Consider the following 17,436-nt stretch of genomic DNA (forward strand, 5'->3'; position numbering starts at 1 on the left):
GGCCGCGGGGATCGACCTCACCGACGACGGGTGCGTCGCCCTCCGCCGGGTGAGGGCGGCGCAGCGGTGTGGCCGCGAACGAGTTCGGTGTCGAGCATCTCGACGGTCGCGATGCCGGGATGCGAGGGCCTGAGCAACAGCGCGCCCGCCCGCCGACCCTTCTCCTCGGCCGGCTGGCGGACCGTGGTCAGTCCCTCCCTCAACGCCTCGTCGATGCCGTCGAATCCGGTGATGGACAGCTGGCCGGGCACGTCGAGCCCACCCCAGCGGGCGAAGTCCAGCGCACCGAGGGCCAGCACGTCCGTGGTGCACAGCAAAGCGGTGATGCGCGGATTCACCGTCATCGCCTCTTCGGCGGCGGAGTGCCCGGCTTTCGCGCTGTGCTCGGCGCGCTCGATCACGGTGAGCGACGCCGGGTCGAGTCCGGCCGCGGACAGCGCGTCGCGCACACCTGCGATCCGTTCCCGCTGGACGTGGAAGTTCGGCGACTGGAGCCGCTCCGCGTCGGCGGTGCCGTCCCGCTGGTCGCGCCCGAGCCGCATGCACACCACGCCGATCTCCTCGTGCCCCAACGACAACAGGTAGTCGGCCACCTTGCGCATGGCCCCGCGGTCGTCGATGCCGACCAGCGACGCGCCCGGGATCTCGCGCGGCTGGTCGCACACGACCATCGGCAGCCTGCGCTCGACCACGGCCGCGAGGTACGGGTCGTCGTCGGCGACCGAGTAGACGACGAAGCCGTCCACCCCGGCCTGCTGCACGACCGCTGCCGCGCTGACGTCGTCGCGACCCGGTCCGGCCGGCACCAGCAGCAGACCCTGACCGGCGGCCTCACAGGACTCCGCCAGTCCCGCCAGGAAGCTCATCGCCGCCGGGTCCCGGAACGAGTAGCTCAGCGCCTCGGTCAGCAGCAGCCCGACCGCGCCCGCCCGTCGGGTGCGCAGCGAGCGGGCGACCGGATCCGGCCCCGGGTAGCCACGCCGCTTGGCCGCGTCGAGGACCCGCTCGCGCAGTTCCGCGGACAGTTGGTCGGGCCGGTTGTAGGCGTTGGAGACCGTGGTTCGGGACACCTTGAGCTCCGCAGCCAGCGACGCCAGCGTCGCCTGACGACGTGGATGACGGGACCGGGGCATAACGGGACGGTACGCAATGCCCGGGGTGACCGAAAGCACGACCCCGCTAATGTACAACGGAAACGGTTTCCATTAAGATCTTGGACATGCCTCCGGTCGACTTCCAGCCCCAGCGGTTCCGCCGCGCCCGCCCGCGCGCGGCAGGGTTCGCCGCGATCGGTCTGGTCGCCGTCGCCGCACTCGGCCTGAGCGCCTGTTCGTCGGCCTCGGCGGGCGACAGGGCAGCGAACGGACAGCGCATCAGCGTCGTCGCCTCCACCAACGTGTGGGGCTCGGTGGCCGCCGCGGTCGCAGGCGACCGCGCCGACGTGACCTCCATCGTCACCGACCCGGCGGCCGACCCGCACTCCTACGAGGTGAGCCCGCGAGATGCGGCGAGGCTCACCGACGCCGACCTGATCGTCTACAACGGGGGCGGCTACGACGGATTCCTCGACGACGTCCTGCGCAGCACCCGCGACAAGCGCACGGTCAACGCGTTCGAGTTGTACGGCTCGGAGTCGGACCTCGCGGACGGACACGACCACGCCGCCGATCCCGTCGCCGCCGCACCCGTTGCCGCAGCGCCCGATTCGCACGACGGCCACGACCATGCGCACGGCGCGGTGAACGAGCACGTCTGGTACGACGTACCCACCGTCGACGCCGTCGCCAAGCAGGTCGCCACCGAACTCGGCGAGCTCGACCCGGCAAACGCCGCCGCGTACACCGCCAACGCCGCCGCGTACCACGAGAAGCTGCACGCGATCACCGCCGTCACCTCGTCGATCGCGAAGAACCACCCGCAGGCCCCGGTCGCACAGACCGAGCCCATCGCGCACTACCTGCTCGCCGCCGCCGACCTGCACGACAAGACCCCCGAGGACTTCACCAAGGCCATCGAGGACGGCAACGACCCGCCGCCTGCCGCCATCGCCGCGACCCGAGACCTGCTGGCGGCGAAGAAGGTCGGCGCTCTCGTCTACAACACCCAGACCCAGGACAAGGTCACCAAGGACATCCGGTCCGCGGCCGAGGCCGCGGGTATCCGGGTGGTCGAGGTGACAGAGACCCTCCCCACGGGGGTCGACTACATTACGTGGCAGACCAACAACGCGGAGCAGCTCGCGGCCGCGCTCGGCCCGGCACCGCTCGGCTGACGGACACCGAAGGCCACCACGTGACAACCGAACCCACCGCCCCCGCGGTACAACTGCAGGGCGCGCGGCTCGCCTACGGCGACCGCACCCTCTGGTCGGGCCTCGACCTCGAGGTCGCGCCCGGCGAGTTCGTCGCAGTTCTCGGCCCCAACGGATCCGGCAAGACGTCTCTGCTCAAGGTCCTGCTGGGCCAGGTGCCCCTGTCCGGTGGGACCGCCCGGGTCGCGGGCACGCCGGCCAAGGCCGGCAACGCCCACGTCGGGTACATCCCCCAGCAGAAGTCCATGGACGAGGGTCTGCCGCTGCGCGGCCGCGACCTGGTCGGACTCGGCGTCGACGGTCACCGCTGGGGAACGGGGCTGCGAGGCAGGCGCGCCCGCAACGCGATCGTCGACGCCGCCATCACCGAGGTCGGAGCGCAGTCGTACGCCGACGCACCGGTCGGGTCGCTCTCCGGCGGCGAGCAGCAGCGACTGCGGGTGGCCCAGGCACTGGTCGGTGATCCCCGGGTGCTGCTGTGCGACGAACCCCTGCTCAGCCTCGACCTGGCGAACCAGCACCGGGTCTCCGACCTGATCAACCGGCGCCGACTCGGCCACGACACCGCGGTGCTGTTCGTGACGCACGAGATCAATCCGATCCTGCCGCTCGTCGACCGGGTGCTGTACCTGGTGGACGGGCGCTTCCGCATCGGCACCGCCGCAGAGGTGATGACCTCAGAGGTGCTGTCCGAGCTCTACCAGACCGATGTCGAGGTGTTGCACGTACGCGGCAGGCTGGTCGTCGTCGGCACCGGCGACGCCATCGACGCGCTCGGCAGCGCGGGCGGCCGCGGCGACGAGGGTGTCCACCACGAGGACCACGCATGAACGAGAAGCTCTCCGACGCACTGTCGAACATGTTCGACTGGCAGGCCACCCTGGACCTGCTGCACTACGACTTCGTGCAGCAGGCGCTGCTGGCCGCCGCGATCCTCGGACTGCTCGCGGGCGCCATCGGGCCGCTGATCATCAGCAGGCAGATGTCGTTCGCGGTGCACGGCACCAGCGAGCTGTCGCTGACCGGCGCGTCGGCCGCCCTGCTCGCCGGGGTGAGCGTCGGCGTCGGCGCGATCGTCGGTTCGGTGGTCGCCGCGGTCCTGTTCGGCCTGTTGGGTTCGAAGGCGCGCGAACGCGATTCGGTGATCGGCGTGATCATGTCGTTCGGCCTCGGCCTGTCCGTGCTGTTCATGTGGCTCTACCCGGGCCGCACCGGCACCAGCTTCTCCCTGCTGGTCGGGCAGATCGTCGGCGTCGGGAACAGCGGGCTGCAACTGCTCCTGGTGTGCGCGGTGCTGGTCCTCGCCGTCCTGCTGGTGGTGTACCGGCCGCTGCTGTTCGCCAGCACCGATCCCGACGTCGCGCTGGCCCGCGGGGTCCCGATCCGCATGCTGTCCATCGTGTTCGCGGTACTCGTCGGTGTGGCCGCCGCCCTCGGCGTCCAGATCGTCGGCGCGCTGCTGGTGCTCTCGCTGCTGATCACCCCGGCCGCCGCGGCCGCACGTATCACCTCGAGCCCGCTGCGGACCACCGTGCTGTCCATCGTGTTCGCCGAGGTGGCGGCGGTCGGCGGCATCCTGCTCTCGCTCGCGCCGGGCGTGCCGGTCTCGACGTTCGTCACCACCATCTCGTTCGTGATCTACCTGGCCTGCCGGGCCGTCGGGGCGCGGCGCGGCCGCGGCGCCGGACGCAAGCCGGTCCCGGCCGCCGCCTGACGCCTCGACCGTCGGCGAGCGCCGCGGGCACCTAGGATTCGGGGATGGCGTCCATCGATCTCAACAGCGACCTCGGCGAGAGTTTCGGCGCCTGGCGACTCGGCGACGACGACGCCATGCTGACCGTGGTGACGAGCGCCAACATCGCCTGCGGCTTCCACGCCGGCGACCCGACCACGCTGCTGAGCACCTGCCGTGCCGCCGCGGGGCGCACCGTCCGGATCGGTGCCCAGGTCGGCTACCACGACCTCGCCGGGTTCGGCCGGCGCTTCGTCGACGTCGCCCCGACCGATCTCACGGCCGACGTGATCTACCAGATCGGCGCACTGGACGGCCTCGCGCAGGTCGCCGGGTCCGCGGTGGGGTACGTCAAACCGCATGGCGCGCTGTACAACACGATCGTCCACCATCGCGGGCAGGCGCGGGCGGTGGTCGAGGCGGTCCTCGCGTACGACCCCACCCTCCCGGTCCTCGGTCTGCCCGGTTCGGTGTTCCTCGCCGAGGCGGAGGCCGCGGGCCTGCGCACGGTGACCGAGGCCTTCGCCGACCGGGCCTACACCCCCACCGGCGAGCTGGTGCCGCGCGGAACACCGGGCGCGGTGCTCTCGGATCCGGACGTCGTCGCCGAGCGGGTGCTCAGGATGGTCGAGCGGTCCGAGATCGAGGCCGTCGACGGCACCGTCCTGACGGTCCACCCCGAATCGGTGTGCGTACACGGCGACTCGCCGGCCGCGGTCGCGTTGGCCGAACGGATCCGGGCGCGGCTCGAGGCCGCGGGCGTCGCCCTGACCGCCTTCGTCTGATGCGTCTGCTGGACGCGGGCGACAGCGCGGTGCTGGTCGAGTACGAGGATCTCGACGCGGTGCTCGCACACTTCCGCGCACTGGACACCGACCGCCGTCCCGGGGTGCTCGACCTCGTCCCCGCGGCCCGCACCCTCCTGGTTCGCTTCGACCGCGCGAGCACCGACCGGGAGGCGGTCGCGCGGTGGCTCCGCGAGACCGAGCCGCTGGTCGGTGTGCCCGCCGAGGCCGCCGAGTCGGTCCGGATCGGCGTCCGATACGACGGCCCCGACCTGACCGAGGTCGGGCGACTGACCGGCCTCGGCGTCGACGGCGTGATCGCCGCGCACACCGGCAGTCGGTGGACGGTCGCCTTCTCCGGATTCGCCCCCGGCTTCGGCTACCTCGTCGGCGGCGCCCCCTCGCTACGGGTGCCGCGTCGTGAGACGCCCCGAGTCGCGGTCCCGGCCGGGGCGGTCGGGCTGGCGGGCGAGTTCTCCGGCGTCTACCCGCGGTCCTCGCCGGGCGGCTGGCAGTTGATCGGCAGCACCGAGACGCTCGTGTGGGACGCCGAACGCGACCCGCCCGCGTTGCTCCGGCCCGGTGTCACCGTGCGCTTCCACGCGCTCTGACCGACGCCTCCGCGGCGCCTACCGGGCCGGCTGCGCGCGCCACGCCATCGGCACCGCGGCGACGGCGATCACCGCGAACACCCCGAACAGCAGTCGCGCCGACCCCGACATCGAGCCGCCGAGATTGACCAGCACCCCGGCCAGCGCGGACCCGAACGCATTGGCCACCAGCTGGACCGTGTTGATCGCCGCGGCCGCGCGGCCGCCCTCGCCGGGATCGTCCACGCTGCCCATCACGAACGTCGCCAGGTGCGGCCACGCGACTCCGATGCCCGCGCCGGCCACCACGAGGGCCAGGACCCAGGTCGCGATCACCCAGCCGGACGACGTCTCGCGCTGGGAGAGAGCCGCGGCGAGAAAGCCGAACGCGACCAGGGCCGGCCCCGAGACCACCACCGCCCGGACCGTCCGGGGCCGGGCGGCGCCGGCGCTGGAGAGCTCGCCGATCGTCCAGCCCACCGCCAGCGCCGCGCCGAGGAACCCCGCGGCGACCGGCGCGAGCCCACCGAGCCGCTGGCCGAACAGTGGGACGAACGTCTCCGCCGTGGACGCGATCGCGAGCAGCGCGATGGTCAGGTAGGCCCACCGCAGCCGGTTGCTCGCGGCGAACGTGATCACGGGCAGCACCCGGGTGGTCGACGTCCGCTCGCAGATCACGAAGACGGCCAGCAGCGCCAGCCCCGCCACCACCCCGGCGGCGGCGACGCCGGCGCGCGTCGCCAGACTCGCCACGCTCACGACCAGCGCCGCGGCCGAGAGCAACAGCATCGACCGGACCGGCACCGCGTCCACCGCGGACGCGTCGGCCCGGCTGCCCGAGATGTACCGCGGCACCATGGCCGCGATGCCTGCGGCGAGAACCGCCAGCACCACGAACGCCAGCCGCCACGCACCGAACTGGGCGAACACGCCGCCGAGGGACGGGCCGACGAACGTCCCGAGACCCCACATGCCCGACACGAGCGCCGACGCCCGCGCCCACAGGTGCGCGGGCAGCACGGAGCGGATGAGGGCGTAGCCGAGCCCGCTGAGCAGGCCGCCGCCGAATCCCTGCAGCGCGCGTCCGAGCAGTAGGACGGTCATGTCGGGGGCGACCGTGCACACGACGGTGCCGACCGCGAACACCGCGATCGCCACCAGGTAGGCCCCGCGCGGGCCCGCCGCCGAGAGAAGCCTGCTGACGAGCACCGCGGCGACCACAGAGGCGACGAGGAATATCGTTGTCGCCCAAGCGTAGAACCGCGCGCCGCCGATCTCGTCGATCGCCGACGGCAGCAGGCTGGTCGTCAGGTAGATGTTGATCGCGTAGAGCGCGACCCCGCCCGCCAGCACGACCATCGGTCCGAGGTACGCGGGCCCGAGCAGTTCACGCCAGCCGCGAACGGGGGTCGGGGGTTCGGTCTCGGTCAGCTGCATGACCGCAACGCTAGAACCTCGAGTGCACTCGAAGTCAACCGCGGCCCGTCGAGATGCCCGTCCTCGGCGACTATCCGCCGAGGGCGAAGGCGACCAGGAAACCGAGCGCGGTGGACAAACCCACCCACCAGCCGCCCTCCCGGTACGCCTCGGGCATCAGCGAATCGGCGAGCACCGCGATCGTGGCGCCACCGGCGAACGCCTGGATCACCGCGATGGACCGGTCCGGGATGTTGTCGGCCGCCGCGTTCGCGGCGACGACCACCAGTACCAACACGACCGCGGTGACCGTCCACAGCAGCAGGGCCCGGCGCACGTTGAAATTCGGCTGCTTGCGCATCGACGCGGCACCGGCCACCGCCTCGGGCACGTTGCCCACCGCGACCGCGACGAGCAGCACGACGCCGCCTCCCCCGCCCAGCGAGACACCGAGCGCGGTGTTCTCGGGGATGCCGTCGAGCAGCGAGCCGAGCATCAGCGCCCAACCGAGCGCCGCGGGGCCGAGTTTGTTCTCGATGAGGTGATCGGCGACCACGTACACCAGCGCGCCGGCCATCAGTGCCGACCCCGCGATCAGACCGCCCTCGGACGTGAACGCGGGCTGGAACAGCTCGGTGGACACCGCTGCCACCATGGTGCCCGCGCCGAAGGCCATCAGTGCTGCGAGCACGGTCCGCGGCAGGTCGTAACGCAATCCCACCGCCGCGCCGACGAGCAGCGGTATCGCAGTTCCCAACCCGTAGAGCGCAGCGGTCGACATTCGCCGATGCTACGGCCCGGTGGGTGACAATTGTGGCGTGAGTTGGCTCGAGGTCGTGCGCAGCGGGATCCTGGTCACGGTTCAGGACCGGGGACGACCCGGTTTCGCGGCACTGGGCGTCGGAACCTCCGGCGCCGCCGACCGACGCTCGCACGACAGCGCAAACCGCCTGGTGGGCAACGACCCCGCCGCCGCGACCCTCGAGGTGACGCTCGGCGGCCTGCGGGTCCGCGCGCACGGGCAGGCGACGGTCGCGGTCACCGGAGCACGGATCCCCCTGCTGGTCAACGGGATTCCGTGCGGCGACTACAGCGCAACGCATCTGTCCGACGGCGATGTGCTGACCCTCGGCCACGCCACCAACGGCCTGCGCAGCTATCTGGCCGTACGCGGCGGGGTGGACGTCGCGCCGACCCTGGGCAGCCGGTCGACCGACACCCTCGCCGGACTCGGTCCCCCGCCGATCCGCGCCGGCGACCGCGTCCCGATCGGGCGACTGGCGCGGCAGTGGCCCGCCGAGGACCTCATCCCCCCGCCCCCGACCGTCGGGGCCACGACCCTGCGCGTGTGCCTCGGACCGCGGGACGCGATGTTCGCGCCCGAGGCGCTCGACACCCTGTTCGGTCAGGTCTGGACGGTGTCGCAGGACAGCAACCGGGTCGGCGCGCGGCTCACGGGCCCGAAGGCCCTGGTGCGCGCCGACCGAAGCGAGCTGCCGAGCGAGGGCATGGTGGCGGGCGCGCTGCAGGTCCCGGCGAGCGGGCAGCCGGTCCTCTTCCTCGCCGACCACCCCGTGACCGGCGGCTACCCCGTGATCGCGGTGGTCGTGGGCGACGACCTGGGGGCCGCGGCCCAACTCGTCCCCGGCGCGACGCTCAGGTTCGCCCGCGCCCACTGACCTGGCCCAGCCGCGCCGCGAGCTCGAGGACGTCGAGGTCCCGACCGCGAGGACCGACGAGGCTGAGCCCCACCGGAATTCCGTCCACGGTGGGCACCGGGACACTGACCGCGCAGCGGCCGGTCGCACCGGCGACACAGGTGAGCGCGAAGGTCGCGGCGCGGGCCCGCTCCACGACCGGGCCGCCGAGCGCCGATTCCGCGCGGGTCGGCGCGACCGACGACGCCGACGGCAGCAAAAGCAGGTGCTCGCCGAGGAATCGGTCCAGCTCCGCGGCGAACCGGCGCAGCCCGCCGACCGCGCGTTCGTGGTCGGCGGCGGTGTGGCGCGCGGCGGCCTCGAATCGCGCACGCACGTCCGGGTTCAGGCTGTCCCAGTGTCGAGAGATCCACGGCCCGTGCGCGTGCCACGCCTCCCAGCCCTGCACGGTCTGGAAGTCGCGGACCGCACCCGCCAGTCGGCCGGCGTCGAGCGGCCGGTGCTCGACCGGCGGCAGACCCGAGTCGCCCGACCAGGCCTCGATCGCCCTCGTCGTCGCGTCCCGCACCTGCGCCGACACGAACGACGACAGGTCGTCGGCGACGATCGCTCGCGTGAACGATCGCCGGGCACGGCCCGGTAACAGCACCCGACCGACCGCGGTCAGCGTCGCCGCGTCCCGGGCGATCCAGCCGACGGTGTCGAAGGACGGTGCCAGCGGGACCACCCCGTCCGTCGACACGACACCGTGCGTCGGGCGCATCCCGTAGAGACCCTGGTACGACGCGGGAACTCGGATCGATCCGGCGGTGTCGGTGCCGAGACCGACCGTGGCCTCTCCGAGCGCGACCGCGCTGGCCGGGCCGGAACTCGACCCACCCGGAATCCGATCCGGCGCGGCCGGGTTCGGCGGGGTTCCGTAGTGCGCGTTGGTTCCGGTCAGGCTGTAGGCGAACTCGTCGGTGCGGGCGATCCCCGCGATCCGCGCCCCCGCGGCGAGCAACGCCGCCGGCGCGGCGGCGGTGCGAGCGGCGGGTGCCGATTCGGCGAGCCAGGCGGGATTGCCCGCCCCGACCCGGTGGCCGGCGACGTCGTACAGGTCCTTGACCGCGACGCTCACCCCGTCGAGCGGTCCGGTGCCCGTCGGCGCGATCAGCGGCCTACCGAACTCCCGCCACACCGCACGAGCGGACCCCGCGGAGGGACCCGGGCTCACGGCCGGTCGGGGTCGCGCGTCAGCGTCGCCGCTGACGGGCGATGTCGGAGAGGACGACGCCGGCCGCGACCGACGCGTTGAGGGACTCGACCGGGCCCGCCATCGGAATACTGAGGATGGTGTCGCAGGTCTCGCGGACCAGCCGGGACAGGCCCTTGCCCTCGGACCCCACCACGATCACCACCGGACCGGTGCCGTCGTACTGGTCGAGGGTGGTGTCGCCGCCCGCGTCGAGCCCGACGATCTGGACGCCCTTGGCGGCCCAGTCCTTCAGGGTCCGGGTCAGGTTGGTGGCCTGGGCGATCGGCAGCCGGGCCGCCGCGCCCGCACTGGTCCGCCATGCCACCGCGGTGACGGATGCGCTGCGGCGCTGCGGGATCACCACGCCGTGTCCACCGAAGGCGGCGACCGAACGCACCACCGCGCCGAGATTGCGCGGGTCGGTGATGTTGTCCAGCGCCACCAGGAGCGCCGGTTCCTGCTGCTTGCGGGCCTCGGCGATGAGGTCGTCGGGGTGGGCGTACCGGTACGGCGGCACCTGCAGGGCAACGCCCTGGTGCAGCCCGTTGGCGCTCATCCGGTCCAGGTCGCCGCGCGGCACCTCGAGGATGGAGATGCCGGCGTCCGCGGCGATCTGCACGCTCTCCTTGAGCCGGTCGTCGCTCTCGGTGCCGACCGCGACGTACAGCGCGGTCGCCGGGACGCCTGCGCGCAGGCACTCGAGCACCGGGTTGCGGCCGAGCACGTTCTCCGGGCCGTCGTCGCCCTTGCGGGGCGAGCCGCCACGCCCGCGCGGCGCGCTGCCGCCCGGACGGCCGGTGTTCGCGGCCTTCGCCGCTGCCCGGGCCCGCTTGGCCGCGGGATGCTTGGTCCGCTCGATCGCGGGCGGGGTCGCACCGCGGCCCTCGAGGCTGCGGCGCCCCTTGCCGCCGGAACCGGTGACCTGGCCCTTCTTGGTGCCGGACTTGCGGATCGCACCGCGCCTGCTCGAATTGCCAGCCATCACTGCCCTGCTTCGTTGTGGTTCGTGTCGAGAGCCCATTCGGGCCCGTTCGGGGTGTCGGTGACCGCGATGCCCGCCGCGGCGAGCCGATCACGGATCTCGTCGGCGGCCGCCCAGTCCTTGTCGGCCTTCGCCCGCGCTCGCGCGTCGAGGCTCGCGCGGACCAGCACGTCCAACGCGTCGTGTGCGGCGGACGCGTCGGCGGACCCCGCGACCCAGTGCGGGTCGAGCGGATCCACGCCGAGGATGCCCATCATCGCGCGCACCTGTCCGGCGATCTCCCTGGCCGCGGCCAGGTCGCCCGCGTCGAGCGCCTTGTTGCCCTCGGTGCGGCGGCCGTGAATCGCGGCCAGCGCCTTGGGCACACCGAGATCGTCGTCGAGGGCGGCGGCGAACTCCTCGGTCCACTTCCCCACCGGGACGTCGCCGGCCCGCTCCTGGGTCTTGAGGACGAATGCCTCGATGCCGCGGTAGGTTTCCGCCGCGACGTCGAGCGCATGATCGGAGTACTCGAGCATGGATCGGTAGTGTGCGCCGCCGAGGTAGAACCGAAGTTCTTGCGGCCGAACTCTTTTCAGCACGTTCGGCACCGACAGCACGTTGCCGAGGGACTTGGACATCTTCTCGCCGCCCATGGTGACCCAGCCGTTGTGCAGCCAGTAGCGCGCGAATCCGTCCCCCGCGGCCCGGCTCTGCGCTAGCTCGTTCTCGTGGTGCGGGAACACCAGATCGAGCCCACCGCAGTGAATGTCGAACTCCGAGCCCAGGTATGCCTCGGCCATCGCGGAGCACTCGAGGTGCCAGCCCGGCCGGCCGCGCCCCCACGGCGTCGGCCAGGACGGCTCCCCCGGCTTCTCTGCCTTCCACAGCGTGAAGTCTCGCGGGTCGCGCTTGCCCTCGGCGGCGCTCTCGCCCTGGTGCACGTCGTCGAGCTTGTGTCCGGACAGCGCGCCGTAGTTCTTCCAACTCTGCACGTCGAAGTACACGTCGCCGGCCGCGGCGTACGCGTGTCCGGCGTCGATCAGCCGCTGCATCAACTCGACCATCTGGGTGACGTGACCGGTCGCGCGCGGCTCGGCGGACGGCGGCAGCACGCCGAGCTGGCCGTAGGCCCAGTCGAAGGAGCGCTCGTAGGTCGCCGCCCACTCCCACCACGGGCGACCCGCCTCGGCGGCCTTGTTCAGGATCTTGTCGTCGATGTCGGTGACGTTCCGGACGAACGCGACGTCGTAGTCGTGCGCCAACAGCCAGCGCCGCAGCACGTCGAACGCCACGCCGCTGCGGACGTGGCCGATGTGCGGGTCACCCTGGACGGTGGCCCCACACAGGTAGATCGACGCGTGTCCGGGGGCCAGCGGAACGAAGTCACGCAGGGCCCGCGTCTCGGTGTCGAATAGGCGCAGGGTCACGACGTGCGATCTTACCGGTCCGAACCGGCGGGAAGTACCAGCGCGGTCGCGACGGCGGCGATGCCCTCGCCGCGGCCGGTCAGTCCGAGTCCGTCGGTGGTGGTCGCGGACACCGAGATCGGTGCGCCGAGAACGCAGCTCAACACGGACTGGGCCTCGAGCCGGCGCGGGCCGACCTTCGGGCGATTCCCGATCACCTGCACCGCAGCATTCCCGATGGCCAGCCCCTCGGCCTCGAGCAGGCGGCGCACCTCGCCGAGCAGCGCGGCGCCGCTGGCGCCGTCCCACTCCGGGCGGCCGGTGCCGAACACCGAACCGAGATCACCGAGACCGGCCGCCGACAGCAGCGCGTCGCAGAGCGCGTGGGCGGCGACGTCACCGTCCGAGTGGCCGGCACAGCCGTCCTCACCCTCGAACAGCAGACCCGCGATCCAGCAGGGCCGGCCCGCCTCGATCGGATGGACGTCGGTACCGATACCCACACGCACTCCGTGCACTCCTACTCTTCGATCGATTCTCGGTCGTCGACCACGGCCCTGGCCAGCGCGAGGTCGAGTGGCGTGGTGATCTTGAAGGCGAGCGGTTCGCCCGCGATGGTCCGGACCCGTGCGCCGAGGCGCTCGACCAGGCCCGCGTCGTCGGTGGCCTCGGCGGCCTCCGCATACGCGCGGCGGAGCAGTCCGGCCTCGAACCCCTGCGGCGTCTGGATCGCGCGCAGTTCCGAGCGGGGCGGCGTGCCGGTGACGACACCGAGCAGGTCCACCGTCTTGATCGTGTCCGCCACCGGCAGGGCGGGCACCACTGCCTCGCGGCCGGCGCGCAGTTCCGCGACCACCCGCGTGATCAGCGACGGCGGCGTCAGCGCCCGTGCCGCGTCGTGCACGAGCAACAGGCCCGCGTCGGACGCCGCGGCGATGCCCGCGCGTACCGAGTCGGTGCGCTCCGCCCCACCGGCGACCACGTCGACGCCGTCGGGCAGCTCGGCTCGAACATCCGCGACGCGGTCCTCGGGCACGATCACGACGACCCGGTCCACCGCGCCGGACGCCAGCAGCCCGTCCACCGACAGTCGCAGCAGGGTCCGCCCGCCGAGCGTCACGAACGCCTTGGGCACGCCCTCCCCCAGCCGCACCCCCTGACCGGCGGCCGGCACCAACGCAACGACCCGGCCTCCGCCATTCACGTCGACCGGGTCTGTCACTTCAGCCATTTCCGCTAGGACGCCGCGGCGAGAACCTCGTCGAGAATGGTCTCGGCCTTGGCGTCGTCGGTTCCCTCGGCGAGCGCGAGCTCGCCGACGAGGATCTGCCGCGCCTTGGCCAACATCCGCTTCTCGCCGGCGGACAGCCCGCGATCCTGCTCGCGTCGCCAGAGGTCACGCACGACCTCGGCCACCTTGTTCACGTCACCCGACGCGAGCTTCTCCAGATTCGCCTTGTACCGACGCGACCAGTTGGTCGGCTCCTCGGTGTGCGGTGCGCGGAGCACCTGGAAGACCTTGTCCAGCCCCTCCTGGCCCACGACATCACGAACGCCGACGTACTCGGCGTTGTCTGCGGGAACCCGAACGGTGAGGTCGCCCTGCGCGACCTTCAGAACGAGGTACTCCTTTTGTTCACCCTTGATGGTGCGAGTTTCGATTGCCTCGATCAGCGCCGCTCCGTGGTGGGGGTATACGACGGTGTCTCCGACCTTAAAAATCATCTGTCCCGTGCCCCTTTCGATCTGCCCAGTTTAACACGGGTTCTCGCGGCAGTGGTTCCAACGCCGCTGGTCAGGGGCACAGCGGGGTGGTTGGAGGGCTTGACAGGGCGACCTGAACGTGCTTCCTCGAGCACCCAAACCGACCGACTGGCCCCACAATTCGGCCATCCGGCGCGCGGCGCGACCTGCCGAAGAACGACCCGGGGATCGGCACGCGGGATCTGACTACTACTCTGCCTAGTGGAGTTACGACCCGATGCCGTGGAGGACAACCCGTGACAGCCCTGAATGCGTCGACTCGCCGAGTCGCCACCGCCGTTGCCCTGGCCGCAGCCGCGGCCATCTCGCTGTCCGCCTGCAGCGCGGGCCAAATCACCCAGACCGCGACCCAGGTCGCCGCGGTGAACGGTAACTACGCGAACCAAGGCGACATCTCGCTGCGCAACGTGCACATCCTCTTCCCGCAGAGCGAGGAGTACAGCCTCGAGCCGGGCGGCACCGCCGCCCTCGCGTTCACCGCGGTGAACAACGACGAGCAGCGGTCCGAGCGCCTCGGCCGGATCACCACCGACTACGCCAAGTCGGTCACGATCGCCGGCGAGGTGGGCGGGCGCGTGATCGACCCGCAGACCTCCCTCGGCGCCGGCGTCCGCGCCGCCACCGTGCTGGACAACCCGGAGGAGCCGACCCAGCTCGTGCTGGTCACCCTCGACGGGATCAAGGAGGGCGTGCGCCCCGGCCTGACCGTGCCGATCACGTTCACCTTCGAGCATGCGGGTGACATCACGGTCCAGGTCCCGGTCGACGCGGGCCCGACCGCCGAGCGCCACGAGTCCGCCAAGTCGGGCACCGCGGGCTCGGAGCCGCTCGGCAGCGCCGGCGGGCACTGACCGAACAGCTGCAACTTCAGAGAACGACCCCCGACCTGCAGGTCGGGGGTCGTTCTCGTCCTGACGCCCGGGTCGGCGTCCCCCGCGATCCGGCGGCTGAGACTCAACCGATCCGCAGGAGTTTTCGCGCGACCCGTATCTGTTGCCCGAGAGACGCATCCGGCAGGTACGCGCGCGCGACGGCGTTCACGATGCTCGGCAGCGCCACGGCGTCGGGAAAGACCAGGTACATCGGTGCGTACTGGGGCTGGAACTTGGATTTGAATGCCAGCAGCGAACGGAATCCGTACACCGGTTCGAGGGTCCGCCCGAGCGCGTCCATGATCCACTCGAGCGCCGCGCCGCTGCGCCGCTCGCTGTCGGCCACGCGGCCCACGGGTTCCTGCTCGGCCCTGGCGAGGGGCGCGCCGGACAGGCTGAGAAACGTCGCACCCTCCTCCCTGAACAGCAGCGCGGCCGAGGCGATCAGGAACTCGATACTGGGGTTGAACCCCAGCGATCGGCGGCGCATCAGGTCCAACGTCCAGCCCACCGGACGACCGCGCTCGTAGACGGGCAGCCACGAGGTCACCGCATGCACGGTGCGGTCGTCGTCGATGGCAACGAGACAGCGCACCTCCGGATCGGAGAGCTCCTCCAGACCGCCGAGGGTGAAGCCCATCTCCGGCATGCCCCGCTCGGCGATCCACCCGTTCGAGATCATAGTGATCTGGTCGACGATCACCACCGGTGCGGTTGCGAAGGACACCCACTCGGCGTGCACTCCGACCTTCTTCGCCTTGTTGATCGCGGTCCGGACATCCTGGAACTTCTTGCCGGTGAAGCTCAGCTCGTCGAGGTCGAGGACGGTGTTCTCGGCGATATGGATCGCGCTCCATCCGACCCGGTGCGCAGTTTCGGCAACCCGACCGGTGGCGGAGTAGAAGCATGGCGTCCACCCTTTGAGGGTGCAGAAGTCGGAGAACTCTTTCATGTTGTCCTGCAAGTGATCCGGTGGTCCGACCGGATCACCGGTCGTCAGCGCAACGCCACCGACGACGCGATACCCGACAAAGCTGGAACCGTCCGCACTGAACCAGTATCTGTTCCCCGACCAGGTGGTCATCCAGGACAGCGCGCTGCCACCGTTGCTGTGCAGAAGGTCGCGAGCCCGTGTGCGCGAACCCACGGACTCGTCGTCCGATGGTGTCAGGAGGGAAGACAGCAACACGAAGCTGACCACGATCCAGAAGAGCACCCCGACCCATTCGTAGAGGATCGTCGCAGGCAGGGCCTGGGGCAGATAGGCGGGCGTGAGGAACTGGAGGAACACCGGCGGTACCAGTCGCTGCGGAAACGAGAGGAGCAACTCCGGCGCCGTCGGGGCCCGGTCGAATCCGTTGCGGGTCAGCGTGCCGATGACGACGTAGACGCCGGCCGAAACCACGAAGGCCGCGACGATCGTGCGCGCGGTCCGCCGGCGGGCGCCTCGCGGTGTCGTCACGGAGAACAGTCTCCTGGTCAGCAGCAGGACCAGGACGACCACCACCATCGCCATGTAGGGCAGGAGCTCGAGGGCAAGGCCGATTACGTCGTGAGCAGTTTGCCCCGGGTGACGGCGGGTGAAATACCTGACTGCCGTGACCATCACGCCGAGGCCGAGCAGCGTGGACGTCGCGGCAACGGCCGCGAGCCAGGCCAGTCGCCTGCCGCGCCGCAGGCCGTCGCTGAGCACCAGCATCAGGACCGTCGGCATCAACATCAGGACATACGGACCGGCCCCCGAGAGTTGCAGGTCTCGCAGCCCGCGGTGACATTCGTGCGCGAGACCCGGAGTGGCACAGAGTGTTCGAACCTGAGCGACGTCTATTCCGGGGCTGCTGAACATGTCCCGCAGAGAGGACAGCGGACCCACCGCCCCCGGCGAGATCGCGGCAAGCAGTGGCCCCACTGTGCTTGCGACGACGACAATTGCGACCAGGACCCGCTTTTCCCGCAGCGTCGGGTTCTGCGACACGGTGCTGGTATCGCTTCGGAAGATCACCGGCCCGACGAGCAGACCCGCCACGGCGGTACCGAGCCTGATCAGATCGTCGAGCGCACCGCCGAACAGTGCCAGCGTGGTGAGTAGGAAGAACATGCCGAGCCGGATACGACGGCGCCACATCGTGGGCATCGCCACGCTCGAAGCGGTGACCACGCCGACGAGCCAGAGACCGGGACCGATGGCGATGCCGTGCTGCAGGTGTGCGCCCCAGGTGGTGTGGAACAGCGCGATCAGGGCGGCCGATCCCAGCGCGAGCATAACTCCGAGAACTTCGGCGACGATCGCACTCACGACGAATCGAGCGGAGCCGATTCTGTGCTCGATCGGCACCGCCACGGCGAGGATCAACGCGGTCGCCACGAACAACCCGCCCGATCCCGGCGTCAAGAAGCCGGCGGTGAGGACCGCCCACAAGTGCCCTCCCCGGAGGGCCTCCGCGCCGATCCCGATGCGGCTCGAGAGGTCCGGATCGGGGCCGTGGGCGAGGGTGCCGGTGATCAGCCCGACAGTCCACAACGACAGCACAATTGCGATGCTGACCGGGGCTCCCTCGAGACCGGCGCGCGGCAGACCTGCCAGTCGGGTGGCCTGCCTCCGCGCTGTGGCCCCGCTCGGCGGCGAACTCAGACTTGTCGAGCTCATGACACGAGCCCCACTCTCTGCGTCAAGCGCATCTCGGGACTCGTCGACATGTCG

The 17,436-nt window shown here is 71.3% G+C and carries 17 protein-coding genes; 7 read left to right on the forward strand and 10 right to left on the reverse strand.

The window, feature by feature from the left end; genetic code table 11:
- Positions 1-17: 17 nt before the first annotated feature.
- The gene (locus tag ACFVH2_RS17320) at positions 18-1,133 is read right to left on the reverse strand and encodes a LacI family DNA-binding transcriptional regulator (protein ID WP_378423485.1); all 1,116 of its coding nucleotides are present in this window, start codon (positions 1,131-1,133) and stop codon (positions 18-20) included.
- 86 nt (positions 1,134-1,219) lie between these two features.
- Here ACFVH2_RS17320 and ACFVH2_RS17325 point away from each other — a divergent pair, with 86 nt between their 5' ends.
- Genes ACFVH2_RS17325 through ACFVH2_RS17345 form a run of 5 tightly spaced genes read left to right on the forward strand, consistent with a single transcriptional unit; the run spans position 1,220 to position 5,439 of the window.
- The gene (locus tag ACFVH2_RS17325) at positions 1,220-2,272 is read left to right on the forward strand and encodes a metal ABC transporter solute-binding protein, Zn/Mn family (RefSeq protein ID WP_378423483.1); all 1,053 of its coding nucleotides are present in this window, start codon (positions 1,220-1,222) and stop codon (positions 2,270-2,272) included.
- Between the two features lie 20 nt (positions 2,273-2,292).
- Positions 2,293-3,141 (forward strand): metal ABC transporter ATP-binding protein, encoded by an 849-nt coding sequence (locus ACFVH2_RS17330; RefSeq protein ID WP_378423481.1) that lies wholly within the window; start codon positions 2,293-2,295, stop codon positions 3,139-3,141.
- Complete coding sequence (locus ACFVH2_RS17335) at positions 3,138-4,025, forward strand: metal ABC transporter permease (RefSeq protein WP_378423479.1); 888 nt, start codon at positions 3,138-3,140, stop codon at positions 4,023-4,025. Before ACFVH2_RS17330 ends, ACFVH2_RS17335 begins: the two co-directional genes overlap by 4 nt.
- Before the next feature lie 44 nt (positions 4,026-4,069).
- Positions 4,070-4,828 (forward strand): LamB/YcsF family protein, encoded by a 759-nt coding sequence (locus tag ACFVH2_RS17340; protein ID WP_378423478.1) that lies wholly within the window; start codon positions 4,070-4,072, stop codon positions 4,826-4,828.
- On the forward strand, positions 4,828-5,439 hold the full coding sequence (locus tag ACFVH2_RS17345) for an allophanate hydrolase subunit 1 (protein WP_378423476.1): 612 nt from the start codon (positions 4,828-4,830) through the stop codon (positions 5,437-5,439). The genes ACFVH2_RS17340 and ACFVH2_RS17345 overlap by 1 nt, the downstream gene beginning before the upstream one ends.
- Positions 5,440-5,457: 18 nt before the next feature.
- Here ACFVH2_RS17345 and ACFVH2_RS17350 read toward each other — a convergent pair whose 3' ends face one another.
- On the reverse strand, positions 5,458-6,855 hold the full coding sequence (locus ACFVH2_RS17350) for an MFS transporter (RefSeq protein WP_378423474.1): 1,398 nt from the start codon (positions 6,853-6,855) through the stop codon (positions 5,458-5,460).
- Positions 6,856-6,925: 70 nt separating this feature from the next.
- Complete coding sequence (locus ACFVH2_RS17355; RefSeq protein ID WP_378423472.1) at positions 6,926-7,615, reverse strand: ZIP family metal transporter; 690 nt, start codon at positions 7,613-7,615, stop codon at positions 6,926-6,928.
- A gap of 37 nt (positions 7,616-7,652) precedes the next feature.
- On the opposite strand from ACFVH2_RS17355, the gene ACFVH2_RS17360 reads away from it, so the two are divergent.
- The gene (locus ACFVH2_RS17360) at positions 7,653-8,513 is read left to right on the forward strand and encodes a biotin-dependent carboxyltransferase family protein (RefSeq protein WP_378423470.1); all 861 of its coding nucleotides are present in this window, start codon (positions 7,653-7,655) and stop codon (positions 8,511-8,513) included.
- Here ACFVH2_RS17360 and ACFVH2_RS17365 read toward each other — a convergent pair.
- Genes ACFVH2_RS17365 through carD form a run of 6 tightly spaced genes read right to left on the reverse strand, consistent with a single transcriptional unit; the run spans position 8,491 to position 13,824 of the window.
- Positions 8,491-9,708 carry an amidase gene (locus ACFVH2_RS17365; protein ID WP_378423468.1) on the reverse strand — a complete coding sequence of 406 codons (1,218 nt, stop codon included), beginning with the start codon at positions 9,706-9,708 and terminating at the stop codon, positions 8,491-8,493. The two genes, ACFVH2_RS17360 and ACFVH2_RS17365, sit on opposite strands and share 23 nt — an antisense overlap.
- A gap of 19 nt (positions 9,709-9,727) precedes the next feature.
- Positions 9,728-10,711, reverse strand: coding sequence for a 23S rRNA (guanosine(2251)-2'-O)-methyltransferase RlmB (gene rlmB, locus ACFVH2_RS17370; protein ID WP_378423466.1), 984 nt, complete (start codon positions 10,709-10,711; stop codon positions 9,728-9,730).
- Positions 10,711-12,120: a cysteine--tRNA ligase gene (gene cysS / locus ACFVH2_RS17375; protein ID WP_378423464.1), complete on the reverse strand. Its 1,410-nt coding sequence runs from the start codon at positions 12,118-12,120 to the stop codon at positions 10,711-10,713. The genes rlmB and cysS overlap by 1 nt, the downstream gene beginning before the upstream one ends.
- Positions 12,121-12,131: 11 nt before the next feature.
- Complete coding sequence (ispF, locus tag ACFVH2_RS17380; RefSeq protein ID WP_378423462.1) at positions 12,132-12,608, reverse strand: 2-C-methyl-D-erythritol 2,4-cyclodiphosphate synthase; 477 nt, start codon at positions 12,606-12,608, stop codon at positions 12,132-12,134.
- A gap of 11 nt (positions 12,609-12,619) precedes the next feature.
- The gene (ispD, locus tag ACFVH2_RS17385) at positions 12,620-13,330 is read right to left on the reverse strand and encodes a 2-C-methyl-D-erythritol 4-phosphate cytidylyltransferase (protein WP_378423460.1); all 711 of its coding nucleotides are present in this window, start codon (positions 13,328-13,330) and stop codon (positions 12,620-12,622) included.
- A 5-nt stretch (positions 13,331-13,335) separates the two neighbouring features.
- The gene (carD, locus tag ACFVH2_RS17390; RefSeq protein ID WP_378423458.1) at positions 13,336-13,824 is read right to left on the reverse strand and encodes an RNA polymerase-binding transcription factor CarD; all 489 of its coding nucleotides are present in this window, start codon (positions 13,822-13,824) and stop codon (positions 13,336-13,338) included.
- A 275-nt stretch (positions 13,825-14,099) separates the two neighbouring features.
- Here carD and ACFVH2_RS17395 point away from each other — a divergent pair, with 275 nt between their 5' ends.
- Positions 14,100-14,714, forward strand: a complete 615-nt coding sequence (locus tag ACFVH2_RS17395) for a hypothetical protein (RefSeq protein WP_378423456.1) — start codon at positions 14,100-14,102, stop codon at positions 14,712-14,714.
- Between the two features lie 103 nt (positions 14,715-14,817).
- Here ACFVH2_RS17395 and ACFVH2_RS17400 read toward each other — a convergent pair whose 3' ends face one another.
- Positions 14,818-17,382: a bifunctional lysylphosphatidylglycerol flippase/synthetase MprF gene (locus ACFVH2_RS17400; RefSeq protein ID WP_378423455.1), complete on the reverse strand. Its 2,565-nt coding sequence runs from the start codon at positions 17,380-17,382 to the stop codon at positions 14,818-14,820.
- Between the last annotated feature and the right edge of the window lie 54 nt (positions 17,383-17,436).

Origin of the sequence: Rhodococcus sp. NPDC127527 (genome assembly GCF_042672245.1) — a bacterium.
GTDB lineage: Bacteria > Actinomycetota > Actinomycetes > Mycobacteriales > Mycobacteriaceae > Rhodococcus_G.

Coding starts and splice junctions, on each gene's coding strand:
- ACFVH2_RS17320 (WP_378423485.1), bottom strand. CDS start 1,133: ATGCCCCGGTCCCGTCATCCACGTCGTCAGGCGACGCTGGCGTCGCTG.
- ACFVH2_RS17325 (WP_378423483.1), top strand. CDS start 1,220: ATGCCTCCGGTCGACTTCCAGCCCCAGCGGTTCCGCCGCGCCCGCCCG.
- ACFVH2_RS17335 (WP_378423479.1), top strand. CDS start 3,138: ATGAACGAGAAGCTCTCCGACGCACTGTCGAACATGTTCGACTGGCAG.
- ACFVH2_RS17340 (WP_378423478.1), top strand. CDS start 4,070: ATGGCGTCCATCGATCTCAACAGCGACCTCGGCGAGAGTTTCGGCGCC.
- ACFVH2_RS17345 (WP_378423476.1), top strand. CDS start 4,828: ATGCGTCTGCTGGACGCGGGCGACAGCGCGGTGCTGGTCGAGTACGAG.
- ACFVH2_RS17350 (WP_378423474.1), bottom strand. CDS start 6,855: ATGCAGCTGACCGAGACCGAACCCCCGACCCCCGTTCGCGGCTGGCGT.
- ACFVH2_RS17355 (WP_378423472.1), bottom strand. CDS start 7,615: ATGTCGACCGCTGCGCTCTACGGGTTGGGAACTGCGATACCGCTGCTC.
- rlmB (WP_378423466.1), bottom strand. CDS start 10,711: ATGGCTGGCAATTCGAGCAGGCGCGGTGCGATCCGCAAGTCCGGCACC.
- ispD (WP_378423460.1), bottom strand. CDS start 13,330: ATGGCTGAAGTGACAGACCCGGTCGACGTGAATGGCGGAGGCCGGGTC.
- carD (WP_378423458.1), bottom strand. CDS start 13,824: ATGATTTTTAAGGTCGGAGACACCGTCGTATACCCCCACCACGGAGCG.
- ACFVH2_RS17400 (WP_378423455.1), bottom strand. CDS start 17,382: ATGAGCTCGACAAGTCTGAGTTCGCCGCCGAGCGGGGCCACAGCGCGG.